Origin of the sequence: Paenibacillus pabuli (genome assembly GCF_039831995.1) — a bacterium.
GTDB classification, from domain to species: domain Bacteria; phylum Bacillota; class Bacilli; order Paenibacillales; family Paenibacillaceae; genus Paenibacillus; species Paenibacillus pabuli_C.
The window spans coordinates 780968-805904 of the sequence record NZ_JBDOIO010000003.1 but is presented as its reverse complement, the minus strand read 5'-3'; the positions used below and the strand labels follow the sequence as shown (position 1 = coordinate 805904).

Annotated in this window: 17 protein-coding genes; 14 read left to right on the top strand and 3 right to left on the bottom strand. The window is 46.1% G+C overall.

The window, feature by feature from the left end; translation table 11 throughout:
* Positions 1-147 precede the first annotated feature (147 nt).
* The 3 genes from ABGV42_RS05745 to ABGV42_RS05735 form a co-directional block, all read right to left on the bottom strand.
* Positions 148-432, bottom strand: coding sequence for an ArsR/SmtB family transcription factor (locus tag ABGV42_RS05745; protein ID WP_347380792.1), 285 nt, complete (start codon positions 430-432; stop codon positions 148-150).
* Between the two features lie 168 nt (positions 433-600).
* Positions 601-945 carry a ribosomal protein L7/L12 gene (locus tag ABGV42_RS05740; protein ID WP_347380791.1) on the bottom strand — a complete coding sequence of 115 codons (345 nt, stop codon included), beginning with the start codon at positions 943-945 and terminating at the stop codon, positions 601-603.
* A gap of 41 nt (positions 946-986) precedes the next feature.
* Positions 987-2177, bottom strand: coding sequence for a cytochrome P450 family protein (locus ABGV42_RS05735; protein ID WP_347380790.1), 1191 nt, complete (start codon positions 2175-2177; stop codon positions 987-989).
* A gap of 292 nt (positions 2178-2469) precedes the next feature.
* On the opposite strand from ABGV42_RS05735, the gene ABGV42_RS05730 reads away from it, so the two are divergent.
* The 14 genes from ABGV42_RS05730 (at position 2470) to ABGV42_RS05665 (ending at position 24926) form a co-directional block, all read left to right on the top strand.
* Positions 2470-3447 carry an aldo/keto reductase gene (locus ABGV42_RS05730; RefSeq protein WP_347380789.1) on the top strand — a complete coding sequence of 326 codons (978 nt, stop codon included), beginning with the start codon at positions 2470-2472 and terminating at the stop codon, positions 3445-3447.
* A gap of 260 nt (positions 3448-3707) precedes the next feature.
* Positions 3708-4808 (top strand): ATP-binding protein, encoded by a 1101-nt coding sequence (locus tag ABGV42_RS05725; protein ID WP_347380788.1) that lies wholly within the window; start codon positions 3708-3710, stop codon positions 4806-4808.
* Positions 4796-7198 (top strand): DUF5682 family protein, encoded by a 2403-nt coding sequence (locus ABGV42_RS05720; RefSeq protein ID WP_347380787.1) that lies wholly within the window; start codon positions 4796-4798, stop codon positions 7196-7198. The genes ABGV42_RS05725 and ABGV42_RS05720 overlap by 13 nt, the downstream gene beginning before the upstream one ends.
* Complete coding sequence (locus ABGV42_RS05715) at positions 7183-8376, top strand: VWA domain-containing protein (RefSeq protein ID WP_347380786.1); 1194 nt, start codon at positions 7183-7185, stop codon at positions 8374-8376. Before ABGV42_RS05720 ends, ABGV42_RS05715 begins: the two co-directional genes overlap by 16 nt.
* 44 nt (positions 8377-8420) lie before the next feature.
* Entirely contained in the window at positions 8421-11981 is a 3561-nt protein-coding gene (locus ABGV42_RS05710; RefSeq protein WP_347380785.1) for a DUF4132 domain-containing protein, read from the top strand.
* A 4-nt stretch (positions 11982-11985) separates the two neighbouring features.
* Positions 11986-13764 (top strand): hypothetical protein, encoded by a 1779-nt coding sequence (locus ABGV42_RS05705; RefSeq protein ID WP_347380784.1) that lies wholly within the window; start codon positions 11986-11988, stop codon positions 13762-13764.
* Positions 13751-14029 (top strand): hypothetical protein, encoded by a 279-nt coding sequence (locus tag ABGV42_RS05700; protein ID WP_347380783.1) that lies wholly within the window; start codon positions 13751-13753, stop codon positions 14027-14029. The genes ABGV42_RS05705 and ABGV42_RS05700 overlap by 14 nt, the downstream gene beginning before the upstream one ends.
* Positions 14030-14229: 200 nt before the next feature.
* Positions 14230-16734 carry a WG repeat-containing protein gene (locus tag ABGV42_RS05695; RefSeq protein WP_347380782.1) on the top strand — a complete coding sequence of 835 codons (2505 nt, stop codon included), beginning with the start codon at positions 14230-14232 and terminating at the stop codon, positions 16732-16734.
* Between the two features lie 240 nt (positions 16735-16974).
* Positions 16975-17373: an RDD family protein gene (locus ABGV42_RS05690; RefSeq protein WP_347380781.1), complete on the top strand. Its 399-nt coding sequence runs from the start codon at positions 16975-16977 to the stop codon at positions 17371-17373.
* A gap of 320 nt (positions 17374-17693) precedes the next feature.
* Entirely contained in the window at positions 17694-19319 is a 1626-nt protein-coding gene (locus tag ABGV42_RS05685; RefSeq protein ID WP_347380780.1) for an extracellular solute-binding protein, read from the top strand.
* Between the two features lie 56 nt (positions 19320-19375).
* Complete coding sequence (locus ABGV42_RS05680; RefSeq protein WP_072732961.1) at positions 19376-20299, top strand: ABC transporter permease; 924 nt, start codon at positions 19376-19378, stop codon at positions 20297-20299.
* Positions 20300-20309: 10 nt separating this feature from the next.
* Entirely contained in the window at positions 20310-21191 is an 882-nt protein-coding gene (locus ABGV42_RS05675) for a carbohydrate ABC transporter permease (protein WP_063563855.1), read from the top strand.
* A 37-nt stretch (positions 21192-21228) separates the two neighbouring features.
* Positions 21229-22350: a glycoside hydrolase family 88 protein gene (locus ABGV42_RS05670; protein ID WP_347380779.1), complete on the top strand. Its 1122-nt coding sequence runs from the start codon at positions 21229-21231 to the stop codon at positions 22348-22350.
* A 275-nt stretch (positions 22351-22625) separates the two neighbouring features.
* Positions 22626-24926 (top strand): helix-turn-helix domain-containing protein, encoded by a 2301-nt coding sequence (locus ABGV42_RS05665; RefSeq protein WP_347380778.1) that lies wholly within the window; start codon positions 22626-22628, stop codon positions 24924-24926.
* Positions 24927-24937 lie beyond the last annotated feature (11 nt).

Sequence of the window (24937 nt, the reverse complement as noted above, 5' to 3'; positions counted from 1 at the left end):
TTTTATATTATTAGAAATATAGAAATAAAGACGAGACAAACGATTTAAAATCATTCTTTATCGACTAGATGTTAGGATCAAAAACCTGTAACAGTTTAACAGTAAGATTCGATATTTCTAGTTCTATTGAAATATTGAATAAATTTTTTACTTGTTCAGCAGATAAGGAGCAAATTTTTGCACAGTGTCCGTATTCAAGCTGTAGTAGATATAGGTTCCTTTCTTTTGAGATGTAAGCAGACCACAATCGGACAACTGTTTCAAGTGATGTGACAAGGTGGAGAGGGCCACGGTTACAAGTCGATTTTCCAGATCAGCAGGACAAAGATTGCTTTCAGCAGACAAAATCTGAATGATTTTGTAGCGTGTTTGCTCACCCAACGCTTTGTGAATTTTGACAGCTTGCTCTATTCCAATTGAGGTATGGTCCATAACGATCTGTCCTTTCGTCTTTATTTCTTATTTCTAGTAATATTGAAATAACTATATCATTATTGCAAACAAAAATAAACTCCCTACAATAAATTCGTTTCTTCAGTCATTTAGGAATGATCTGACCAAACAAAAATTTAGCAGAGAGTTTAACGAACTCACCACGACTTATGTGCGATCTAAAGCATCAACATAATCTTTGGCATCTTTAAGAGAAAGGTTTGTGGCTTCGCGAAGCTTTTTAATGGCCTTTATCTTATTGCCTTGTTCTATCATTAGAATCAACTCATGATCAAGCTCTGACAACTCCGTTTGCGGTCCGGACGAAGGTGACAGGCTAGATGGTGAAACAGAATAATTCAATGGGGAACGTGGCGTTATGCTAGCTCCATTCTCCAATCGTTCCACATCCCGTTTGAGTTCATTCAGTTGGCTTTGAAGACTAGTCACTCTGGCGAGTAGTATCACAATTAGAAGTAAAAAAACAATAAAAATAATGGTGTTAATCTCCATGGTGTAAAATGCCTCTCTTTCATTACGTGTGGATCATTTTGTCATTTGAGTTGAACCGGAATTTCCTTCACTCCCCGAACAATCATGCCGGGTCTCCACTCCAGTTCGTTAACATCCGTCTGAAGCTGTATCTCAGGATAACGGGCGAGCAGCGTATTAATGGCAATCTCGCCTTCCAGACGTGCCAGAGGAGCACCAAGACAGAGATGAATGCCTTTACCAAAAGCGAGGTGTGAACTCTTCTCCCGTGTAATGTCGAAGATATCGGCATCCTGGAATTTGTCCGCATCCCGATTGGCGGAATCAAGCGCTACGATCACAAGCTCGCCTTTGGCAATACTCTGTCCGCGGAATTCAACATCTTCCAGTGCCCAGCGGGACGTACTGAATTCGACGGGACCATTGTAACGAAGCATCTCTTCAATTGCATTATGAATAAGCTCTGGCTTCTGAATCAGCAGATCCCGCTGCTCCGGATGTTCAAGTAAGGCTAGCACACCATTGCCAATCAAGTTAACTGTGGTTTCATGGCCGGCAATAATAAGCAGGGAGACAACCCCTAGCAATTCATTTTCAGAAAGTTGTTGTCCCGATTCCTCCGCGATAACAAGCTGGCTTATCAGGTCTTTGCCCGGATTTTCGCGCACTTTGGCAAACCAGTCGGTCAGGTATTCGGTAAACTCCTTCGCATGCTGTTCAAACATCTCAGCGTGATCTGAACTCGACGCATCAATGATGGAATTGGACCATACGCGAAACTTGTCCTGATCCTCAACAGGTACACCCAGAATTTCGCTAATGACAATAATCGGAAGAGGAAAAGCATATTCATCAATCAGATTCATTTTATCCCTGGAACCTATGTTGTTCAGCAGATCATCGGCGATGTCCTGAATGTGGCTTCTCATATCTGCAATCAATTTGGGCGTGAACGCTTTCTGTACAAGTCCTCTCAGGCGGCGGTGATCCGGCGGGTCGGAGAATAGCATGTTATTTACAAAGACAGTTTGATTTTCGGGTCCATATCGTTTGGCTACATCCTTACTGAAGCGTTGATCCTTGAGCACCTCGACCGCATCCTCGTACCGGGTTATAATCCATCCAAACTCACCATGAGGAAACATGACCTTGAAAACAGGGTCAGTCTCTCTCAATTTTGCGTACACGGGATAGGGGTTTTGTGTGAATTCCTTGGTAAAGAATGCCGTTTGTGAAGTTTCATTCGTATTCAATTCAATTCTCTCCTCTCATCCAAGAGCTCAAATATGAAGTCCTCTGCTAAAAGGATCATATGTATGCTTCTGCAGCTTGATACATAAAGTCTGCATCCTCTATATATTCAATATAAAGACTGTTGAACCCTTGTTTTTCATTGGAATAGGTATTCTTAAGTTGGACAGAGAAGAAGAAAGCGTACCCATGGACAGGAACATTTTGTTGGAAGAGGCAGGAAAATAGAATCTACAAAAAGAAACAGTAGTGAATCCTCGAGTGAAAGTTGCGAAAAGAAAGGAGTACTCTGTTATGAATGAATCACGACTTCCCTTGAATCGTCACCAGATTCCCGCGAGTCCGCTTGTACTTGGCTGTATGCGATTTGGAGGTGAGTGGGACGGACTTCCCATCACCGATGATTTAGTACATGAAGGTCACAAGGCCGTCGAGGCAGCTCTCGAGATCGGCATTAATCATTATGACCTGGCTGATATTTATACACGTGGCAAAGCAGAGCATGTTTTTGGACGAATCCTGTCAGAGAGACATGGCTTGCGAGAACAAATTATCATCCAATCGAAATGCGGCATACGTTTGGTGGGGGATGACGAAGGGCCACAGCGATACGATACTTCCGGAGCCCATATCCAAGCCAGTGTTGACGGTATCCTATCTCGGCTCGGCGTGGAATACCTGGATATTTTGCTGCTCCACCGTCCCGATCCCCTCGCGCATCCGCAGGAGATCGGTGAAGCACTTGCGAAACTTCATCATTCAGGCAAAGTCAGACATTTTGGTGTATCCAACATGGGTTCGGAACAGATTCGGCTGCTGCAGCTGAATAGTTCGGTGCCTCTCATCGTGAATCAGCTCGAGATGAGTTTGGACAAAATCGGATTTGTGGAGGCGGGGGTTACCGTGAACCGTCCACAAGCCAAGGATCAGGTTTTCCCTTATGGCACGATGGAATATTGTCAGGCAGAGAATATCCAGCTGCAGGCATGGGGTCCGCTCGCACAGGGGAGATTCACGGGCCGCGTGGTTGAAGGTCAGAGACCGGAAATTGAACATACAGTCCAGGTAGTGAATCAAATTGCCAGGGAACGGGGCGTCACGGCTGAATCCATTGTACTCGCATGGTTAATGAAACATCCGGCCGGGATTCAACCTGTTATTGGTTCAATTCGGCCTGAACGTATTCGAGCCTGCCGGGATGCAACACGGATCGAACTGACGCGATATGAATGGTATGAACTGTATTCGGCTTCCTGTGGAAGAAGAATGTAAGCAGGGTACACGTGATTACAGGTTAGCGGGATCATTTTCAGAAACCAGAACGAAACACAGGCCGGCGGTCTGTGTTTTTTTGCGGACACACAAATACATAAATGTGCTATATTCCATGTCCATAGACTTAGTTAAAGTTCTGATAAGAGGGACGTTTCAACCATTTTTCCTGCTTTCTAGGGTGGTTCAGAGACCTCTGTGATAAAATAATAGGAATAAGAACATACGATCTGTTTTGTGGAAGGAGATTAATGATAACGATGGAAATGCTTAAGCCACCGGCTGAAACATTATACGAAACTGAATTGCGCGCACTTCGGGAGGAAGACAAGGGAAGACGGCCCCCTAATTGGTTATTATCCCCTGCTTATGTGCGAGACTTCATTATCGGCAGGGAAAAGCCTGCAATGTTGGATGGGGAAGCCATTCCGATTACTCGAAAATTTTACGGGAATGACGTATTAATTGAACGTGCCGTCGTAACGCTGGCGGGTAATCGCGGCTTAATGCTGGTGGGAGAACCGGGAACAGCGAAAACGATGCTCAGCGAGCTGCTGACCGCAGCGATCTCGGGAACCAGTCTGAACACCATTCAGGGTACGGCAGGCACGACAGAGGACATGATCAAGTATTCTTGGAACTATGCCATGCTCCTTGATAAAGGTCCATCTGAAGCAGCTCTCGTACCCTCCCCGTTGTACAGCGGCATGAAGAAGGGTATCCTCACCCGTTTCGAAGAGATTACACGTTGTCCCGCCGAAGCGCAGGATAGTCTGATCAGTATTCTAAGTGACAAAGTCATGAGTATTCCTGAACTCGATGGCGGTGTGTTGTTTGCCAAGCCGGGGTTTAACGTTATCGCTACAGCGAATATTCGTGATAAAGGCGTTAACGAGATGAGTGGTGCGCTGAAACGCCGTTTCAACTTCGAAACGATCAAGCCGATCAGCAGTGTGAAGATGGAAGCGAAAATTATCGAATCCCAGGCACGAAGCCTTTTACTACATAGTGACATTGATATCGAAATTAATCCGGATGTGGTCGAACTTCTTGCCACGACATTCATGGAACTTCGTACCGGTATGAGCCGCGAAGGGTACAAGCTGGATACGCCACAAGCTTCCATGAGTACTGCAGAAGCCGTATCCGTATACGTACAAAGTGCAATGACTTCGTACTATTACGAGGATAAGGGAATCGCTTTGGATCGTCTGGTGCAGAACATGCTGGGAACTATTGCCAAGGAAAACGACAAGGATCTGTCCGTTCTCAAAGCCTATTTCTCTAAGGTAGTGAAGGAGCGCTCAAGAGACGAGGGAATTTGGAAGGACTATTACGAGGAGAAAAAATGGATCGGGTAGAGCAACCATTAGAGTCGGATGTTACCCAGTTACAAATTCTCTTTGAGTCTCAGGTGTTTAACTTGAACAAGGGTACGATTTATTTTCCTATAAGGCACCATAGCCCGGTTTGCTCCTATCATCTGTTACAGCTGATTGAGGCATACAAGCCGGACAGTATTCTGATCGAAGGACCCGAGAGCGGTAATCCATTTCTCTCCGTATTGGTTGATGAAGCAACGATCCCTCCAGTCAGCTTGTATTATACCTATGAGAGCGAGGATGACCGCGCTGCGTGTTACTATCCGATGCTGCGCTATTCCCCTGAATATGTAGCGTTACGGGAAGCATCAAGGCTTGGCATTCCTGCACAGTTTATTGATCTCGATTACTATCATTTCTCCAACAAGGAGAGAGCAGAACAGCACGAAATATCTGTTCAGGACGAGACACTGCTGGCCAGTTCGGATTTTATCAACCGTCTGTGTCAAAAAATGAACTGCCGCAGCTTCGATGAACTGTGGGAGAAAGTGTTTGAGATCGGCGGCTTGGAGAAATCCACACAGAAGTTTGTGCAGGATGTATTCACGTACTGTACGTTATCTCGTATGTGTTACACAGCTGAGCGGTTAAGCAGTGCTGGTGATCTTGCCAGAGAGGAACACATGCGAAGTTGTATTCATGAGGCTTCCCAAAAATATGAGCGTGTGCTTGTCATCACAGGTGGATTCCATACTTACGGACTACTGAGCCTGGATGCCGACAAGTCTCCGGACAATCCTGTGAAGAAGAACATAAGCTCTACAACCAAGGATTCGGTACATCAGCAGATGTATCCTATGGTTTATACCTTTGCGGAAGCGGATCGTCTGAATGGTTATGCGAGTGGTATGCCTTATGTGTGTTACTACGACACGATATGGAGCGAGCTGCTTCGCAAGAAAAGTACAGCTTATAGCGTAACGGCGGTGAATCTCCTGTCCAAGCTTACGCGTACACTGCGTAAAGGTCATGAGCACGTATCAACCAGTGACGCGATTGAGGCATACAGCATGATTCAGGGCCTTGCAGCGCTTCGGGGCAAAAAAGAAGGCGGAGTCTATGAGCTGATGGATGCGGCACTGTCTTCTTTTGTCAAAGGTGAGCTTACACTTGCTACAGAAAAACCGCTGCAAGAGCTCCAGCATCTCCTGACCGGAGATGCGATAGGAAGTGTCGCCCCTAATTCATTCAGCATTCCGATCGTTGAAGATTTCAAAGTGCGCTGTGCCGCATCGAAGCTGCAGATTCGTACAACTGGACAGCACAAAAAAGTACTTGATCTGTATGCCAAACCAGAGCATCGGCAGCTTAGTCAATTGTTCCAATGCATTACCTATCTGGTTCCCGAATTCGCGAAACGTCAATCCGGACCAGACTGGATTACCCAGCGGGACATGAATTTGGTCCGGGAAACCTGGATCTATATCTATTCGTCAAGAATTGAAGCAAGATTAATTGAAAACTCCCTCTATGGCGGTACCATTCAGGAAGCGGCTGCCCGGAAGCTGGCAGAACACATGCAGGATATCCCGGATCATCATAGTGGTGATCTTGCAAAATCCATGCTTCAGGCTCTGCTTATGGGTTTACAGGATACCGCAACGCAATTGTATGAACAGGTGCGATCAGCACTCAGAAAAGATGGGAATTTTCTATCCCTGTGCGGGAGTCTTGACATTCTGGACCGAATTCATCAGCATCGAAGATTGCTTGGTTTATCGGATGACAGTCATCTTCCGGAACTGGTCGCCGAAGCCTACAATAGTGCAGTGGATAAATTATTGCAGCTTGCGAGAACGAATCCTGATGAACACAAGTCTATTATTCAGGGATTGAAGCTGCTGGCGATGCTGGCCGAATCTTCCGAGGAACGTTACCAGGATGAAACCTTCAGATCTCATTTGAATGAACTGCTGGCAGACCACAAGCTTCCGGCTCAACTCGAAGGTGTATGTTTGGCCATATCTTCGGGACTCGGCGATCGTTCAAGGGAAGAGATCGTTGATCGTGCTCGGGGATACATTCGCGGAACGCCTGATCAAATGCGGCAGACTGCACTCTATTTACAGGGCGTGTTTTCCGTGGCACGAGACGCATTTTTATATGAAGATCAGCTGTTATCTGAACTGAATTACATGATAGAGCAGCTTGATCATGATGAATTTATGTTGATGATCCCGGAACTTCGTCTTGCATTCACCTATTTCACACCTATGGAGACGACACTGATTGCGGATCGGGTTGCGAAGCTGCATCAGGTTCAGTCTGAAGAGATGGCGATGCCTGGCGTAGACGAACAAACGCTGATTCAGGTGAAATCTTGGGATGAAGCCATTCGGAAGGAGTTTGAGGCATGGAAGCTGATTTGAACAGAGGGAAGATAGCTCCAGATCATTTGAAGGGCGTTTCTGATCCCAAACAGGCTGAAACTCTGAACCGGTGGCGGCTGATCTTAGGCGAATCTGCTGAAGAAGGATTGTCCAATGCAGAGGCATACGACGCGGACCATTTTAAATATACCGAAATCGATGAAATTCTGGGTTATCTGTACAATCGCGAGTACGGGGAGGAGCAGGGATACCGAAAAGAAGGAGGACGCGGTTCCTCTAATCTTACGGTCCCAAACTGGTTACATAAGGTAAGGGAATTATTCCCCAAACCAACCGTGGAATTGCTGGAGAAACAGGCATTGGACCGTTACGGGCTGACAGAGCTGTTAACCGATAAGAAGCTGCTTGAGTCTCTAGAACCCAACATGAATCTGCTGAAAAACATCATGCAATTCAAAGGACGAATGAAGGGGGATGTACTCCGAAGTGCAAAAGAAATCGTACGAACTGTCGTTGAGGATCTTCAGCGCAAACTGGAATCCCAGACCAGAGCCAGCATCATGGGTAAACGCAGCCGTTACACGCCTAGTTCTGTACGTTCGCTGCGCAATCTCAATTTTAAACGAACCATTACCAAGAACCTGAAAAATGTTGACCGAGCCAACCGCAGATTTGTGATTGATCGTCTCTATTTCGACGGTAACATACAGCCGCACAATAAATGGAACGTTATCATCTCTGTGGACGAAAGCGGCAGCATGATGGACTCCGTCATCTACAGCTCGGTAATGGCCAGTATCTTCTATCGTTTGAATGCGCTGCGCACCCACTTGTTTATATTTGATACCCAGGTTGTCGATCTGAGCGACAGGTTGGATGATCCGGTTGACGTTCTCATGAGTGTACAGCTCGGCGGAGGGACTCATATTACTAAAGCCCTGCGTTATGGTGAGACGTTGATTGATAATCCCGGCAAAACGATTTATATCCTTGTGAGTGATCTGGAAGAGGGGTATCCGATCCAACAAATGTATAAAGCGTGTAAGGATATTATGGATGCAGGTTGCAAATTGCTTGTCCTCACTGCACTTGATTTTAATGGGGATACCGTCTACAACAAACATGCTGCACAAACCTTGACCAATATGGGAGCGCATGTTGCCGCAATTACCCCCAACGAGCTTGCGGACTGGATCGGCGAAATGATCACGTCATGAGTTTATAAAAACCAAATTCACTCAAATATAAGGAGGAATGCGTAATGCTTACTACAGATCGCGCTGTTGAGGCGTTAGTTGAGAAGTTTGCTGAGATGTGCTCGAAGGATTACTCACTGAAAACCGATCGGAGTCAAGAAATCATTGATTATGTGCTTGGAAATACGGACAAGTTTCCTGAAATGTTGGGGAACTCCAGTCACTATGTCTATTATACAATTGACGCTCTCATGAAGCTTGCCAAGAAAGACGATGGAGATATATTTTTCCGGGCAGGGGCAATCGTCATTCACCTGGAATCCCATTACTCCAGACGTAATTCATGGGCTACCGATGGCTTCACCATCTGTCTCGGCAATGATTCAGAAGCTTACGGTCTAAGCGGCAAGAGCAAAAATCCGGACCGGATAGGCGGTTTGCTATCCCGTTTGGAGAAAATCCGTCAATTTGCCGGAGAAAAAGAAATTGTGGACGAGCTCAAAAGCAGACTAAGCCGTGTGCAGGTGTTTGTTGATTCCAAAAAAGGCAATGGCTATGGCAACCATGAGCGGGAAATTATTGACGCTCTGCTTCTCCTGAAACTGTATTCCCAACTGGACGGCGTTACCTCACAGGCAGCGCAGTTACAATTACTAAGCAACCACCTGCCTGAGTTACTTCAACTGGTGGTTGCTGATGTTGCAGAGCAGATCCGCCCGACGTTACATAAGCTTATTGAGCCACTGGTTGTGTGCTCCATGCAGAGCCGGTCTAATCGGTCCGTGCATGATCTGGATCCGGAATTTCTTCAGCAAAAACGGAATCGCCTGATTGAAGAGCTTTATCCGGGTACTACATTGAATAAAAAAGAGCAGCTATCTCAGAATGTGTTCCACCAGACCATGATTCTGATAAGCAGCTCGTTGTTGTATTTAATCAATATCCATGGGGGCAAGGATCGGTTCCTCGAAAACAAAGGCGAAACGGGTCATGCTCTATTGGAAGCAATAACTACTTTGCATGAAATATATCCTTTTGAAATGCGCATGTACCTTATGAGCATGGATTCCAGAGCCAAGAATGCCGACGGACTGCTTGCTGGTCTGCTTCCTCTGGAAGAGCCATACCAATTAATCGAGCTCATGAATAACGAATTGAATATGTATACGATATCATGGCATACCATTCAGTCGGCCATTACGAGTGATCCGGAACAATCCATACGAGCTTATCATATTCTGAAAACCCCGTATCTCAAGTTGGTTATCCAAAAGATGTTGGAGGATCAAGGCCTGGAAATACCTGATGCGGACGGTACGGTTGAACAAGCCGTCTCTGCAGTACTCCGAGAGCCACTCGATGGAGGTCGCAGCGGCCTTGCCATCGCACGATATCTGGAAGGCCAGACTTCCTTTGATGATTATTGGAAAGACTCAAACAGCCGCAGTCTGTTTAACAATCTGAATCGTGATAAAAAACGCATTCAGAGCCTTATTGCCATCAGTTTCCTGCCCGTGGATTCAGAGGCGATGCGCCGGTTTGTGATTCTAGCTACATATCCAGAGTGGACGCTTGATATCGTCTCAGATATGTATCGATCATACGCTTTTAGCGGTGAGAAGCTGCTGCAGCGTTATGGACAAGATCCGGAGGTGCAGCAGGATAAACTGTTAACCAGCCTGATCTCACTTAACGGGATGACGGATTACAGGTACAAAGCAATGCCACAGGATGAGTATCGCCGGATCATCAAGCAAAATCTGGATTATGCTCTGGGACAGTATAAAAAGCTTCCCACGGACACACGTATTTTAATTCTGGAGATTACCTTCGAGCAACGAAGCGAACTCAAGGCGGAGAAACTGGCCGAGGCGATTCGCGCTGGGTTGCAGGATTCATCCAAAAAAGCAAACGGAATGGCATTATCCGAATTCAATCGTTTGGCTGATCCAGAACTGTTCACAACGATCTATCGTTCAGAGAAGAAAGCAAGCGTGAAGGAAATGGCGCTTAGTGCGATTCGCAGTCTGGATCAAAATAAGGATCTATACCGTGAGCTACTAAAAGGAGAGAAGTCGGCAGAATGGAAGAACTTGATCCAAATTCTGCTGGATACCGCAGATCAAAGTCCGGAGTACGCCCATGCTGCGCTCGCTGATCAGGCGGATGCCAAAAAGCTGGCTAGGTTTAGTTGGTTATCCCTAAAGGATTTACCTTCGCTCATTCGTTCTGAAGACAATCAACCGTTGGATGATCGAATCAAGCAATATATTCTGGTGCAATCGGTAGATCATACATCTGCGCCGAATGAAAGGCTGAATGAACTGCGTGAGTATGCCAACGAGGAATCGTTATCGCGATTCGCCACTGAACTGCTCCAGTTATGGATTCAGGACGGTGCTCCTGCCAAGGAGAAGTGGGTGATGTATATCTCTGCACTCTTTGGAAGTATCCAAATCGTGAACATGTTGACGCCTCAAATCAAGGAGTGGACCGAAAACAGCCGAGGGGCCATCGCCGCAGATGCTGTGAAGGTACTGGCATATCTGAAAGAGCCATCTGCTCTGATGGCCATAGACAAGATTAAACGCAGCGTGAAGAACCGTCAGGTGAAGGGCGCGGCGGAAGAAGCACTGCAGCTTGCGGCCGACAATTTGGGACTTACGCCGGAACAATTGGAAGATCGACTTGTCACCACCCTCGGTTTTGATGAGTCCGGCACACTGCGGCTAAGTTATGGTGAGCGTTCATTCCTGATTAAAGTGAATGGGGATCTGCAGGTTGTCGTTCTGAATGAAGAAACGGGTAAAACGGTGAAAAGCTTGCCTGCCCCTGCACAGAAGGACGATGCAGAGCTTGCGGCACAATCCAAGGCGCGTTTTACCCAGCTGAAGAAAGATCTCAAAACGATGGTGGGCATTCAGGCACAGCGACTGGAAGAATCACTATCCAAGCAGCGTCTATGGTCCGCAGAAGAGTGGAAAGCACTCTTTGTTCAAAATGTGATCATGCAAAAATTCGCTGTAGGTTTGATCTGGGGTACGTATGAAGATGGTCAGCTGATCAGCACTTTCCGCTATATGGAAGATGGCACGTTTAATACCGTGGATGAGGATGAATACGAACTGCCTTTGAATGCGCAGGTAGGACTCGTACATCCTCTTGAACTTGAAGCATCGATTTTGGAAGGCTGGAAAACGCAGCTCGAAGATTACGAAGTGAATCAGCCTTTCGAGCAGCTGGAACGTGAAATTCATCTGCCTGAGGAAGAGGATATCAAGCTGGAGGAGTACGCACGTCTTCCCGAATCGGAATTTTCACCAACAGCTTTCCCCAAAGCACTGGAGAAATACGGATGGATCAAGGGGCCGGCAATGGACGGCGGCTGGTATCATGAATTTTACAAGGAGTACGATGAATACGTAGCTGAATTGCATTTCAGCGGTACCAGTATCACCTATTACGAGGGGATGGACGATATCACGCTGGAATCCCTTCATTTCTTCAGACCGGAGAACAAGAAAAACTATTATTACAGCAGCAACAAGAGCGTTGCTCTGGGGCAGATTCCGGGCCGTGTCTTCAGTGAAACGCTCTACGATATCCTAAGAGCTTCGGGGCGTTGATTACGTGAGTGAATTTGAACAGAAATTCAGGACATTTTTGAAGTTGTGCACGGAAGATTATCTGATAAGACATGCGAATAAGGGATTATACAAACGCTCATTGAAAGACATGGATAGCGGTGTGACTGTGCAATATACGTGGAATGAATCATCAGTGAGCTGTAAGTTAAGTGATGAAACCCTCTGTACACTCGAAAATACGCTCGATCACTGGAATTGCTCCTGTCCGTCAGATCACATCTGCAAACATGTTCTGATCTCGATCCTGTATTATCAGCGTGAACATCAGACGGATGAAGATGCTACGGGTGAAGCTATTCAGACAGAGACGGTACTATCTGAAGTGACTGACAATGCTTCACATTCCATTTCGATTGCTATGGATGCAGATGAGTTAACTCCAGATCATGAATCCCGTTTCCGCTGGATGACAGAGTTTGACCTGTCTACGTTAATCAAATCGTATAGTTCTTCAATGATCGAAGAGGTTTGCTTCCGGCTAAGGTACCCCGAACAGATTGAAGTGCTGAAGGATTCGCTCCTAACCGTGCGACTTGTTAGACAAGACATCGAGGTTTCATTCACCGAGGAACCCAGTCTGGCGAAGGCGCTGTGTAAAGTTAAACAAACGGCTGGAAATATGGCGAAGCTGGAAGCTTTACTTCGATATCGCAGACAACAACATGTGGACGATTCAAACGTACTAAGCGGAAGAGTATATGATACCAAGTTTTCAATGCAAACGGTCCGTGAATGCCGGAACATGCTTGCCGATCTGTTAAAAACCGGGCTGGCCAGGCTGCCGAAGTCCTTTATGGCCCAGCTGGAGACGTTTGCTGTAGCTGCACACAGCGGTAACCTGCCTGATATTGAGCGAAGTTTACGGGGAATTCAGGGTGAATTGCAACTATTTTTCGATCGACATGTCCGCTTTTCCATGCAAACCATGCTTGATCGGGTTTCCAAACTGTATCTCGCCCTGCAGGTCCTTGAGCAGGAGAATACTTCTGCCTTTATGCAGAGCCAGCTTATTGGCAGTTTTCGCAGTAGATATTATACGGTTCCACAGTTGCATCTGTACGGTCTAGGGGCAGATGCATGGGAGACCAGGTCCGGTTACCGGGGCATTACGTATTATTTCTACTGTTTTGAAGACGAAGAAATATACACGTACAGCGATGTGCGAGCTGTTTACTATGACGACAATTCATTTTCATACGCAGAGCATTATGGGGCGTTTACACCATGGCTCACCAACGTAACCTTCCGTCAATTCGCCGGGGAAGAGCTGCAGTTTCAAACGGTAAAAGTGAATAACGACCGCAGGCTCTCTTCAGGAGAAGGCGCGAAGCTGGAACTCATGACGCGATCAAACGTGGAAGATGTTAATCTGAACAAATACATGAATGATGTTCCTTCTCTACTTCGTGAGGATTCACGGACATTTGAACTGTTTACCAACCCGAAGGAACGTCTTGTCATCCTTCGGGTTGCCCGGATCGTAGATCACAGCTTTCATAAACGAACTCAACATCTTAACCTTACCATTGAAATGGAGGAAGGGGAGCTGCTTCATCTGACGCTTCCCTATTCCATGGACTGGCAAATGATGATCCAGCGTCTGGAGTCCGGATATGGAGCCGCCTCCCTCGAACATTTTTATGCTTTTGTTCGGATGGAACAGGGTAATCTCTATCCGATCAGCTTTCTGAAGGGGCAGAGGGTACTCAGCCTGAAATTGGATATAGGCTATGGAAGGACGGGAAGACTTGGAAGACTATAGTCAGTTCATGCAGCAGATTGGCAGCTGGGCAGAAGAATTACTGCTGCGCGGAATATCCCAATTTACCATGAAGGATGTAAACGTGCTGGAACAGTTTCTTGAGCAGATCAACCGGTTCCAATTAATATTTCTCAAGGAAATTGTGGAGCTATTCATTGCGGAAGGGCGCAACCTGGCTCTTGGTAATGGCAATGAGGAGCTTCTGCTGAACCATTATTGCCGCTTAACCCAATATGTACGACTAAGTGTTCAGGAAACGATCTGAACCGAACCCAAAGATTTGCAGATGCGAAAGCCTCTGCAGATCTTTTTTTTGTGGGGAATGCGTTAATGGGTTGGTAAATCCGATTCATCCAAGTTAACAACGTGCAGCCCACTATTCAGGAGTAATATTCGTTTAGATGTCATATCCCGGTTTATGATGCATACCATTAGGCGAATGCGGTCATAAGGGAGGAAACAGACATGTCGATGAGCGAGCCGCTGTTAACTCAAATCGTAAAACAACAACTTCCGGCCGGCGCTAGTGTTGTCACTATACTTAAACCTGTCGAACATCCAGCCATCTATGCGGCAGATCTCACCGGAGACGGGATGCCGGAGATCGCTGCGGTTTATAAACTGGATGGAGAATTAACCCTGTTGATTTTGAAATTTGTGCAAGGTCAGTGGACGAAGATGTCAGTCACCAAAGGATTGGGGTACAACGCAACCTTGCTGACAGCTGCGCCTGTAACATCCACGGCAAGAAACAATCTAATTGTCGGCTGGCAGCTCGGTTCCATCTGGTCCAAACTTGCTGTATATGAATGGACAGAAGCAGGATTAACGGATGTGGCGCCAGATGATCTATATTTCAGTCATGCCGAGATTATTGATATGCCAGGTCAGCATGGAAGAGATGGAAAAGTGGAGATTGCCCTTTGGACGCATGATACAGGAGAGGCATATCGGGTTGACATTATCCGGTGGCAAAATGGGAAATGGGTTCCTGCCACAGATGTGTATATGTATTACTTTCCCAAGGTCGTGCAGTACTATGAACAATTAACGCAGCACTATCCGGACTACACCTTTTACTGGTACTATCTTGCTGACGCCCAGTATCGCGCCGGGTTATTGCCGGCTGCCCTGAATTCAGTTCAAAAAGCATTAAGTTTCAACGAGCCTTACCCATCGCGGGAAGCGCTGCTTGAATTGGAGAAGCAGATCAAACAAAGTATGGGAGGTAGTCATGTACGTGAAACTACCTGGTTATTCCCGATTTCGGTAAGAACGATCCAGGGAACCCGGTGGGGCTATATGGATGCACAGGGTCGGATCCGGCTGGAGCCCGTACTTGATGACGCTCGTGATTTTCAGCCGAATGGCCTGGCTGTAGTTGTGAAAGACGGCAAGGCTGGCGTGATTAATCTGAATGGCCAGTATGTCGTTCAGCCTGTATACGATTCCATTAATTCATTCGAAGAAGAACGGACAATTGTGATTGACGCTCAAGGCTTTAAAATGATTGATGAACAAGGTCGTGTGCTCACGAAACGGGCTTATCCCTTTATCGCGAATATGAAGGATGGGCGAGCACTTTTCTATGATACTTCCGGAGGTCAGTCAGGTGGAGATGTCAGTCGTTACGGCTACCTGGACGCTGCTGGTCATGAGGTGATCCGTGCACAATTCAGTTCAGCCTACGATTTCAGCAACGGAAAAGCGGTTGTTCAGGTCAGAGACAATGAGTTCGCACTCATAGACCGTAATGGAAATCGACTGGCTACATACCCTTACGCGTATGTAGGACCGTTAGGAGACGGTTTACTTGCTTTCCAGAAGGAGACACCCGGAAAATACGGATATATAGATGAACGAGGTCAGATCCAAATTGAACCTAAATTTACGACAGCACTTCCTTTCAACGGTGGGCACGCGATTGTGAATACAGCAGAGGACTACAAATCGATTTATGGTGTCATTAACAAGCAAGGAGCTTTTGTCATTCAACCGGCTTACAATGATATCCGAGATATAGGGGAGCACCGTTTTGCGCTGGGGCAGGCCATTGATCAGGAGCAGCCTTTCATTGGCTCATTGTATGCGATTGCAGATGTTAATGGCAGAAGACTTACAGAGTTCATTTACAGGGACGTAGGCGACTACAAAGGGGGGCTCGCTTCTGCATCGGATGGAAGACAGACTGTTCTGCTTGACCTGAGTGGACGCCCAGCACCAGGATATCCCCGAGTAGAAGGTTCCGGTACACTGGAAGTCGTAGCATCGGATTTGATCAAAGCAAACGTTGATCAGCGTCTTTTGTATGTCAATCGAGCCGGACAGATCATCTGGCGGCAAAATACGATCGTTCCCCTTCAGCCACCTTACCGTGTTCGTGAAGAGAAGTATAAACCCAATATCGATTATCTGGTTTATTATCCGCAGGTGGAGGGATTAACCGACCAGGCCGCACAACTGGCACTTAATTTGAAATTGAGGAACTTGTCTCAAGTTAAACCGATTCCTCCAGACCAAAAGCTGGATTACAGCTACACAGGGGATTTTGATATTACTTTTTATCAGCAACAGCTGCTTCAGCTGCAGCTTACGGGATATAACTATCCCTTTGGGGCTGCACACGGTATGCCTACAATGATCTATGCCATTATTAATCTCAGCAGCGGGCAGCTGTATGAGTTAAAGGACTTGTTTAAGCCGAATAGCGACTACGTAAAAGTATTAAGCCAGATTGTAGGAGATCAGATCAAAAATGATCCTCAGTATTCTTATGTATTTCCGGATACCTATGAAGGAATTAGCCCGAACCAGCCATTTTTCGTGACGGCAGACGCGCTGCATCTGTATTTCAATCCATACGAGATCGCTCCGTACGCAGCCGGATTCCCGACATTTACGATTCCTTTTGTCCAGATCAGAGACATTATTAATACCGAGGGTTCGTTTTGGAAAGCGTTCCATATGTAATTTTAAATTCATAGCGTATATATGTGAGGCCATAGGCTAATTATGGCTTCTTTTTTATTTGATGATTTGGAAAGTGTGCAACATGGTTTGACACCATGATCGAAGACGAAGAATATAAGAGCCTTGATGATTAAATGGAAAGTTTATTTATGCTATCTGAAGATTTACGCAAACAAATTAAATTAAATTAATGTCTTGGTAAAGGAGTTTTTTCAATTTAACCAGTTTGGAGGAAACATCTTGTATAAAGCTGGCTTTTGGATAAGGCTCGGTGCAAGTATTTTTGATGGTATTATTATTGGGCTGCCTTTGATGGTTATCGCAGGGCTCATTACAGGTAACTTTGACAGCGATGAACCTATAGCGCAAATATTAAGTGCATTATATTCCATTTTATTGCCGGCATTCTGGAACGGAAGAACGATTGGAAAATGCATCTGTGGAATTCGAATTCGAAAATACGATACACAGGAGCCCCCGGGAATTAGAACCATGCTGATGCGAGTAATTGTAGCAGGACTTGTATATGGAATAACTTTTGGCATTGGTTTTATTGTAAGTGTCATCATGGTTGCTGTACGTGAAGACAAACGTGCAATACATGATTTTATCGCAGGTACCGAAGTCGTCTGGGACTAAACATGAGAAGGCGTGCCCTGGCCAACATATACGATGTATTCAAATCTCTTCATATTCACTCACGTTACAGATTATGAACCTTGTTCGTGGTCTGTTTTTTTGTGTTGTCAGTAGAACGGTCATAAACCCGCGCCAACACGGCAAATTCAAAACATTCCAGATGATTATTTAGTGAATTCGTCTATCATTTTGGCTAAATGATCAGTTGCTTGCGGACGAAATCAACATATCATTTCATCTTTTGCGAATATCTCTGCAATGCGCTCTCCCTTACTCTGAGATAGAGCACAGACATTCCCAAAAGGTGGAGGATACGGTCCATGAGAAGAAAAGTGTTATCTACGAGTTTGATGATTCTGTTATTAGGTACAACGATCCTGGGGTGTTCGTCCGGAGCCAGTACAGCGGGCGATACCGATAAAGGGACACCAAGTGGATCAACGGAAGCAACCACCTATCCGATTCAAACGGATAAGACGCTTACGTACTGGGGTGAAATTAACGGAAACTTGATCGGGGTCAAAAATTCGCACAGTGAAATTCCATTCTTTCAAAAATGGCAGGAAAAAACCGGCGTGCCACTCAAATTCACCGCACCACCGACAGGTCAGGTCAGAGAATCCTTTAACGTGATGCTGGCATCCGGGGATTTGCCGGACATGCTGGAGTACAATTTCATCGGAGATTTCCCCGGTGGACCAGAGAAAGCCATTAATGATGGTTACATTCTCAAGCTGAACGATCTGATTGACCAATATGCTCCGAATCTGAAGAAATACCTGCAGGACAATCCGGACATCGACAAGATGGTCAAAACGGACAGTGGCAGCTACTATGTATTCCCGTTCATTCGGGGAGATGAGTATCTGCGTGTCTTCCAGGGACCCATCATTCGTAAGGATTGGCTGGATGAGCTGGGACTGCCAGTACCGGAAACGATTGATGAGTGGACAACAACCCTGAGAGCTTTTAAAGAGAAAAAAGGCGCTGCCGCTCCATTCTCTGTTGTAAGTAAGCCACGATTCTTTAACGATTCCGGTAATGGTGCTTTCCTTGGCGCTTTCGGTGTAAACCGCGGATTTTACCAGGAAGACGGACAGGTCAAATTTGGTCCTGCGGAAGAGGGTTTCAAAGAATATTTGACGTTATTCCAGGAATGGTACAAAGAAGGTTTGATTGATAAAAACATCTCGACAGCGGATACCAAATCCGTTGACGGTAACCTCGCTTCGGGTGCTACTGGCGCAAGTGTAGGTAACGCAGGCGGAGGGATCGGCAAATGGCAGCCGCTTGTAGAGGCCAATGATCCGGATGCCGTCCTGGTCGCTGCACCATATCCGGTGCTTAACAAAGGTGATATTCCTAAATTCGGCCAGCTTAATCAGGGCTATGCCTCAGAAGGTACGGTTGCCATCACGACGGCAGCCAAGGATCCGGAACTTGCCGTTCGCATGCTGGATTACGGCTACAGTGAAGAAGGGCACCTGTTCTTCAACTTCGGTGAAGAGGGTGTCAGCTATAACATGGAAGGTGATTATCCGAAATTCACGGACTTGCTGCTGAAGAATCCGGATAAACTCGCTCCTGCACAAGCGATTTCACTATATGCCCGCAGCAGCTATAACGGTCCATTCGTTCAAGATAAACGTTATGCCGAGCAGTTCTTTGCTTTGCAAACCCAGCGCGATGCGATTGATATCTGGAAGAATACACAGGCCGCAAAATATAATTTGCCTTCAATCACACCTACACCTGAAGAGAGCTCCGAATACGCGACCATCATGAATGATATCAACACGCTCGTCGATGAGATGACCATCAAGATCATTCTGGGCAACGAGCCGGTGGATCAATTCGAGAGCTATGTCGCGAAAATGAAATCGTTGCATCTGGATCGGGCAATTGAAATCCAAACCGCAGCACTCGAACGCTACAACAAACGGTAATTGTAAAAGGGGAGGGCTCTGGCCCTCCCGATTGAAAAGAGGTGAAAAGGTACATCATGAGCAATCGTCAATCCTTTAGAAGCCGGTTCGTGCGGGACTTCATGATGAATAAGTATTTATACATCATGATGATTCCTGTGATTGGATATTATTTAATATTTCATTACGGTCCGATGTACGGCGCAATTATTGCCTTTAAAGATTATTCTCCGATGAAGGGCATTTTGGGGAGTGATTGGGTTGGGCTGAAGCATTTTGAAGAGTTTTTCAACAGTTATTATTTCTTGCGTGTGCTGAAGAACACCCTTCTTATCAGTTTGTACACGCTGGTCTTTGAATTCCCCGCACCGATTATTCTGGCGCTGCTCATCAATGAAGTTCGCAAACGTACGTTCAAGCGGGTCGTTCAGACGATAACGTATATGCCTTATTTCATCTCTCTTGTCGTCATATGCGGTATCATTACGGACTTCACGAACGCGGATGGTTTAATCAACCGTCTGATCATGATGCTCGGATATGACGGTCAGGCGATGCTGCAGAAGCCCGAGCTGTTCCGTCCAATCTATGTCCTGTCTGAAATATGGCAGCGAATCGGTTGGGAATCCATTATCTATATCGCTGCGTTGATGAGCATCGACCTGGAGCAGTATGAAGCGGCGAAGATCGACGGAGCGAGCCGTCTCAAGCAAATGTTTCACATTACGCTGCCCGGGTTGCTGCCTATTATTACAATCATGTTCATTCTCCGGATGGGTAATATGCTGAATGTTGGGTTTGAGAAAATCATTCTCCTTTATAATCCGGTAACATATGAAACAGCTGACGTCATCTCCTCCTTCGTATATCGAAAGGGATTGCTGGAGTTCGGATGGAGTTACAGCTCGGCAGTCGGCCTATTTAACTCGGTGATCAATCTCGTTCTTCTGATTTCGGCGAACTATATCAGCCGCAGAGTGAGTCAAAACAGCTTATGGTGAGGTGGGAACTTTGATTAAGGAAAGCGGTTGGTTTGACCGGATCTTCACAATCTTCAATTATACATTTCTAATCCTGCTTGTCATCGTCACATTGTATCCGCTTCTCTACGTGTTATTTGCGTCCTTAAGTGATTCGGCGCAGCTGTTAGCAAACAAAGGTCTGCTGTGGAAGCCAGTGGGCTTTAGTCTGGAAGCTTACAAGAGCGTGCTTGCCAATCCGGGTATAGCCACAGGATTCCGCAATACGTTGTTTATTCTTGTGTTTGGCGTCATCGTTAACCTGTTCATGACAGCGCTCGGAGCGTATGTGCTGTCCCGTAAAAACGTGATGTGGAACAAGGTGTTCATGTTCTTTATCGTGTTCACGATGTTCTTTGGCGGGGGGTTAATTCCGCTGTATCTGGTTGTCAAAGGCGTTGGCCTGTTAGACACACTGTGGTCGACCATTCTGCCTTTTGCCATCAGCACGTTTAACCTGATCATCATGCGAACGTCATTTATGGGTATTCCGGACAGCCTGGAGGAATCGGCCAAGATTGATGGAGCGAATCACTTTACCATTTTGTTCCGTATTATTATTCCGTTGTCCATGCCCGTCATTGCCGTGATGATTCTGTATTACGCGGTAGATAAGTGGAACGGGTGGTTCTATGCATCCGTGTTTATCAAGAGCCGAGAGCTGTTCCCGCTGCAATTGGTGCTGCGTGAGATTCTAATTGCCAATTCCACGGAGAGCATGTCAGCCGGAGCATCGGCCGGGGATCGCTTCCAGATCGGGGAGACCATCAAGTATGCAACGATTATGGTAGCGACGATACCAATCCTGTGCATCTATCCGTTTTTGCAGCGCTTTTTCGTAAAAGGTGTCATGGTTGGTTCATTGAAAGGTTAAATCTGAGAATTGAAGAGCGGTAAGGAGGTATGACAACATGAACGTATTAAATGAAGTGAACAAGGACGTGTGGGATCAGATTAAAAGTAAAGCCGATCAGATGCTTGTAGCCATCGGTAAAAAGTCTCCGCATGTTGCTGGAGCCAATGGCATCTATGACGACATGAGAATCGATTGGTGGACCTCGGGATTCTGGCCGGGCATGTTATGGATTGTGTACGATATGACGGGTGATGAGAAATATAAAGAGGCTGCATGGAATTGGGATGAGCGGCTATCGGAACGGTTTCTCGAAAATAACTACTTTGATCACGATGTGGGCTTTCATTTCCTGCCCACGGCTGTCATCAAATACAAGCTCACCGGAGATGCTGATGCGGCTAGACGTGCCTTATTTGCTGCCAACTTCCTGGCTGGGCGCTTCAATACCAAAGGCAGCTTCATTCGGGCCTGGAAAGGAGACATGCTGGGCTGGTCGATCATCGACACCATGATGAATCTGTCGTTGCTTTTCTGGGCATCGGAGGAAAGTGGAGACCCACGTTTCAGCCATATCGCCAAAGCGCATACAGATATGGTCATGAAGCATTTTGTCAGGGAAGATGGCTCTGTGCATCATATCATTCGGTTTGATCCCGAGACAGGCGAACGGGCAGAAGCGATAGGGGGTCAGGGAGCGGCGCCGGATTCGGCATGGAGTCGTGGAGCTGCTTGGGCTTTATATGGATTAACGAATACGTATCGTTATACAGAGGACCCGTCATATTTGGATGCTGCACAGCGTGTGGCGAACTTCTTCATTTCCAGCCTGCCTGAGGATAGCGTTCCGCATTGGGATTTCCGTGCTGAGCCGGAAGAAGGGGAGGAGATTTCACGGGATAGCTCCGCGGGTGCCATTGCTGCTTCCGGATTGCTTGAGCTTGCAGATGTGCTTCCTGATCCAGAGGGCAAACTCTATGCTACCGTTGCCAAACGTATCCTGAGTTCCCTGCGGGATCATTATGGAACTTGGGATCTTCCTGAACACGAAGGTATGCTTCTGGAGGGAACCGGTCATAAACCGGCAGGTCAGAACGTAAACGTCTCACTTATTTATGGTGACTATTTCTACGTCGAAGCGAGTGCCAAATTAAACGGTTGGAAGCATCGCATTTTCTAAAAATGTTCTAAAAACAATTAAAAACATTCTCATTTTGATACCGAATGCCCGATAGACGAAAGTAGTCTATTCGGGCTATTTGTGCTTGATTTGACGGGAAAAATCGATGCTTGCTGCCCTTTTTGTCAATTGAATTGAACTTTTTATCTATATCCCAATCTCGCTCTTGCCGTTATAATAAATTCCTGATCCAAACATCGATAATCTACGAAGAGTTGGGTGATGAGTTGTTGCTAAACATTCGATATTTGTGGCAAAAACGAGAAAGCATAATTGTGACCTGGCTTTTCTCTTACAGTGCTGTTTTGATTGTGCCGATTCTGATCAGTTTGGTTATTTACATGCAAGCAAATGAGACATTGAAGAGTGAAATACATCGGGCCAACGATTCTTTATTGAAGCAGATGCGATATACGATCGATACACAAGTCGATCTGATGAAGCGGTTAAACATGGAGATGACGTGGAGCCCGAATCTGCAAACGCTGATGTATTCCAATCAGCCAGCCAAAGAGGCGCCGTACACGGCTTACCAACTGGTAAAGGAACTCCGTCTCTATAAAACATCCTACGCATCCATCGATGAATTCTATGTCGTGTGGAAAAAAGATCAATCCATTCTTCGTTCAGGTAATATTCGGGATATGCGAACGGCATTTCATACCATACATAATACAGGTGCAATGTCTTTCGAAGCGTGGCGGGATCAGATTCTGGGTACAGAGATGAATCAGTTCGTCATACTGCCACATCAGACTGCAGCACCGACGGAGTCTTCCATTGCGTACATTACACGTCTGCCCGATGATTTGAATGGTCAGGAGACGGGTACGGTTGTCGTCATGGCGGATACGCGAAGATTCCAGGAAGCAATTGAGAGCATTTCCGGTTTTAGTGATGCCACGCTGCTGATTCTGAATCAGAATAACGAGATTCTGATGAGCAATCATCCCGGGTCAGAGGAATTGAAGCCATTCATGAATGGCAATCAGGTTCAGTTGGATAACGCGAAGGTAGGCAAGTCGGAGATGTTCTACATGGACTCTGCGGTATCCGATCTGAAGTACGCATTGATTATTCCCAGCAGCCTGTATTGGGAAAAGGCAGTATATGTCCGCAATTTTACGTATATCAGTATCGTGGTAAGTCTCATTAGTGCGGGTGTACTGACCTGGTTCTTCATGCGCCGGAATTACTCCCCAATTCAACAGCTCGTGGAATCACTAAAAGATAAAAATAGTCAGAACGAACCCGCTGATCGGAACGAACTTCGATTTATTCAGAAGGTCATTATGAACACACGATCAGAAAAGAATGAGATTGTTCAGCAGCTGCAGAAACATCAGCAGGTGCTGCGCTTCAATATGATTAATCGGCTTCTCAAAGGCAAACAGGATACGCTCGTGCCCTATGAAGATGCATTCCGTTCCTTTCATATGCCGCTCTATTCAAGTGAATTTGCTGTTATCTTATTTGTCATTGAGAATGAAGAGAATCTCTATGGAAAACTGCCGGGTATTGATATCAACGAACGAAACAAGTTAATCCATCTCATTATTTCAAATGTGGTTGAAGAACTGGCTTCAGAGCGTCAGCACGTCGGATATGTGGCAGAAGTCGATGATATGATGGTCTGCCTTGTAAATATGAAAGCGGATTCTTCGGATTGGAACCAGGATCTTCATCACATTGCGGCAGAAGCGCAGCATTTCCTGGAACGCTATGATATGGAACTGACGATTTCCATCAGCGGACGCCATATGTCGTGGATTGGCATCGCCGAAGCATACCAGGAAGCAGTAGACGCGATGGAATACAAAATGGTGCTTGGCAAGAAAGGCATCATTACCTATGGGGATGTACGCAGCGATGCGATGGCGGATGACCCATTTGGCTACTACTATCCGCTTCAGGTGGAACAGCAGCTTCTTAATTTTATCAAAGCGGGAGATACCGACCAAGCCAGTGCTTATATGAACGAGATTACAGAGCGAAATTTTGATAAACCGATTATGTCGCTCACACTTGCACGTTGCCTGATTTTTAACCTGGTAGGTACAATGATCAAGGCTATCAATGATCTGGGGGACAGGGATAACCATACGCTAACCCAATACCCGCATCGGATTGAGGACATTATTGCGGGTGATACCATTCAGGAGATGCAGGAGGCATTGCAGAACTTGCTTGAGGAGGTATGTTTCTATGCCGCTGACAAGCGCGCAACGAATGTATCTCAAGAACGTGAGGATTCCCTGCGTCATCTCAGTACCCAAGTCACACAGTATATTGAGAGTAACTATACTGACGTGAATTTGAACGTCAACGCAATTGGTGAGCATTTTGAGCTGAAGGGCAGTTACTTGTCCAAACTCTTCAAGAATCAGACTGGTGAGGGTCTGCTGGACTGCATTCATAAGTGTCGTATCCGACAGGCTAAAGAAATGATGGAGCATAAACAGGAATCCATTACCGAAATATCCCGATTGGTCGGATATAACGATGCAGCAACTTTCATCCGGGTATTCAAGAAATATGAAGGCATTACGCCCGGTAAATATAAAGAAATCAGTTGATTTGAAAGGAG

What these genes read in the sequence shown, in the direction of transcription:
- ABGV42_RS05745 (WP_347380792.1), bottom strand. Translation starts at nt 432, where the DNA reads ATGGACCATACCTCAATTGGAATAGAGCAAGCTGTCAAAATTCACAAA.
- ABGV42_RS05740 (WP_347380791.1), bottom strand. Translation starts at nt 945, where the DNA reads ATGGAGATTAACACCATTATTTTTATTGTTTTTTTACTTCTAATTGTG.
- ABGV42_RS05730 (WP_347380789.1), top strand. Translation starts at nt 2,470, where the DNA reads ATGAATGAATCACGACTTCCCTTGAATCGTCACCAGATTCCCGCGAGT.
- ABGV42_RS05725 (WP_347380788.1), top strand. Translation starts at nt 3,708, where the DNA reads ATGGAAATGCTTAAGCCACCGGCTGAAACATTATACGAAACTGAATTG.
- ABGV42_RS05720 (WP_347380787.1), top strand. Translation starts at nt 4,796, where the DNA reads ATGGATCGGGTAGAGCAACCATTAGAGTCGGATGTTACCCAGTTACAA.
- ABGV42_RS05715 (WP_347380786.1), top strand. Translation starts at nt 7,183, where the DNA reads ATGGAAGCTGATTTGAACAGAGGGAAGATAGCTCCAGATCATTTGAAG.
- ABGV42_RS05710 (WP_347380785.1), top strand. Translation starts at nt 8,421, where the DNA reads ATGCTTACTACAGATCGCGCTGTTGAGGCGTTAGTTGAGAAGTTTGCT.
- ABGV42_RS05695 (WP_347380782.1), top strand. Translation starts at nt 14,230, where the DNA reads ATGTCGATGAGCGAGCCGCTGTTAACTCAAATCGTAAAACAACAACTT.
- ABGV42_RS05685 (WP_347380780.1), top strand. Translation starts at nt 17,694, where the DNA reads ATGAGAAGAAAAGTGTTATCTACGAGTTTGATGATTCTGTTATTAGGT.
- ABGV42_RS05680 (WP_072732961.1), top strand. Translation starts at nt 19,376, where the DNA reads ATGAGCAATCGTCAATCCTTTAGAAGCCGGTTCGTGCGGGACTTCATG.
- ABGV42_RS05670 (WP_347380779.1), top strand. Translation starts at nt 21,229, where the DNA reads ATGAACGTATTAAATGAAGTGAACAAGGACGTGTGGGATCAGATTAAA.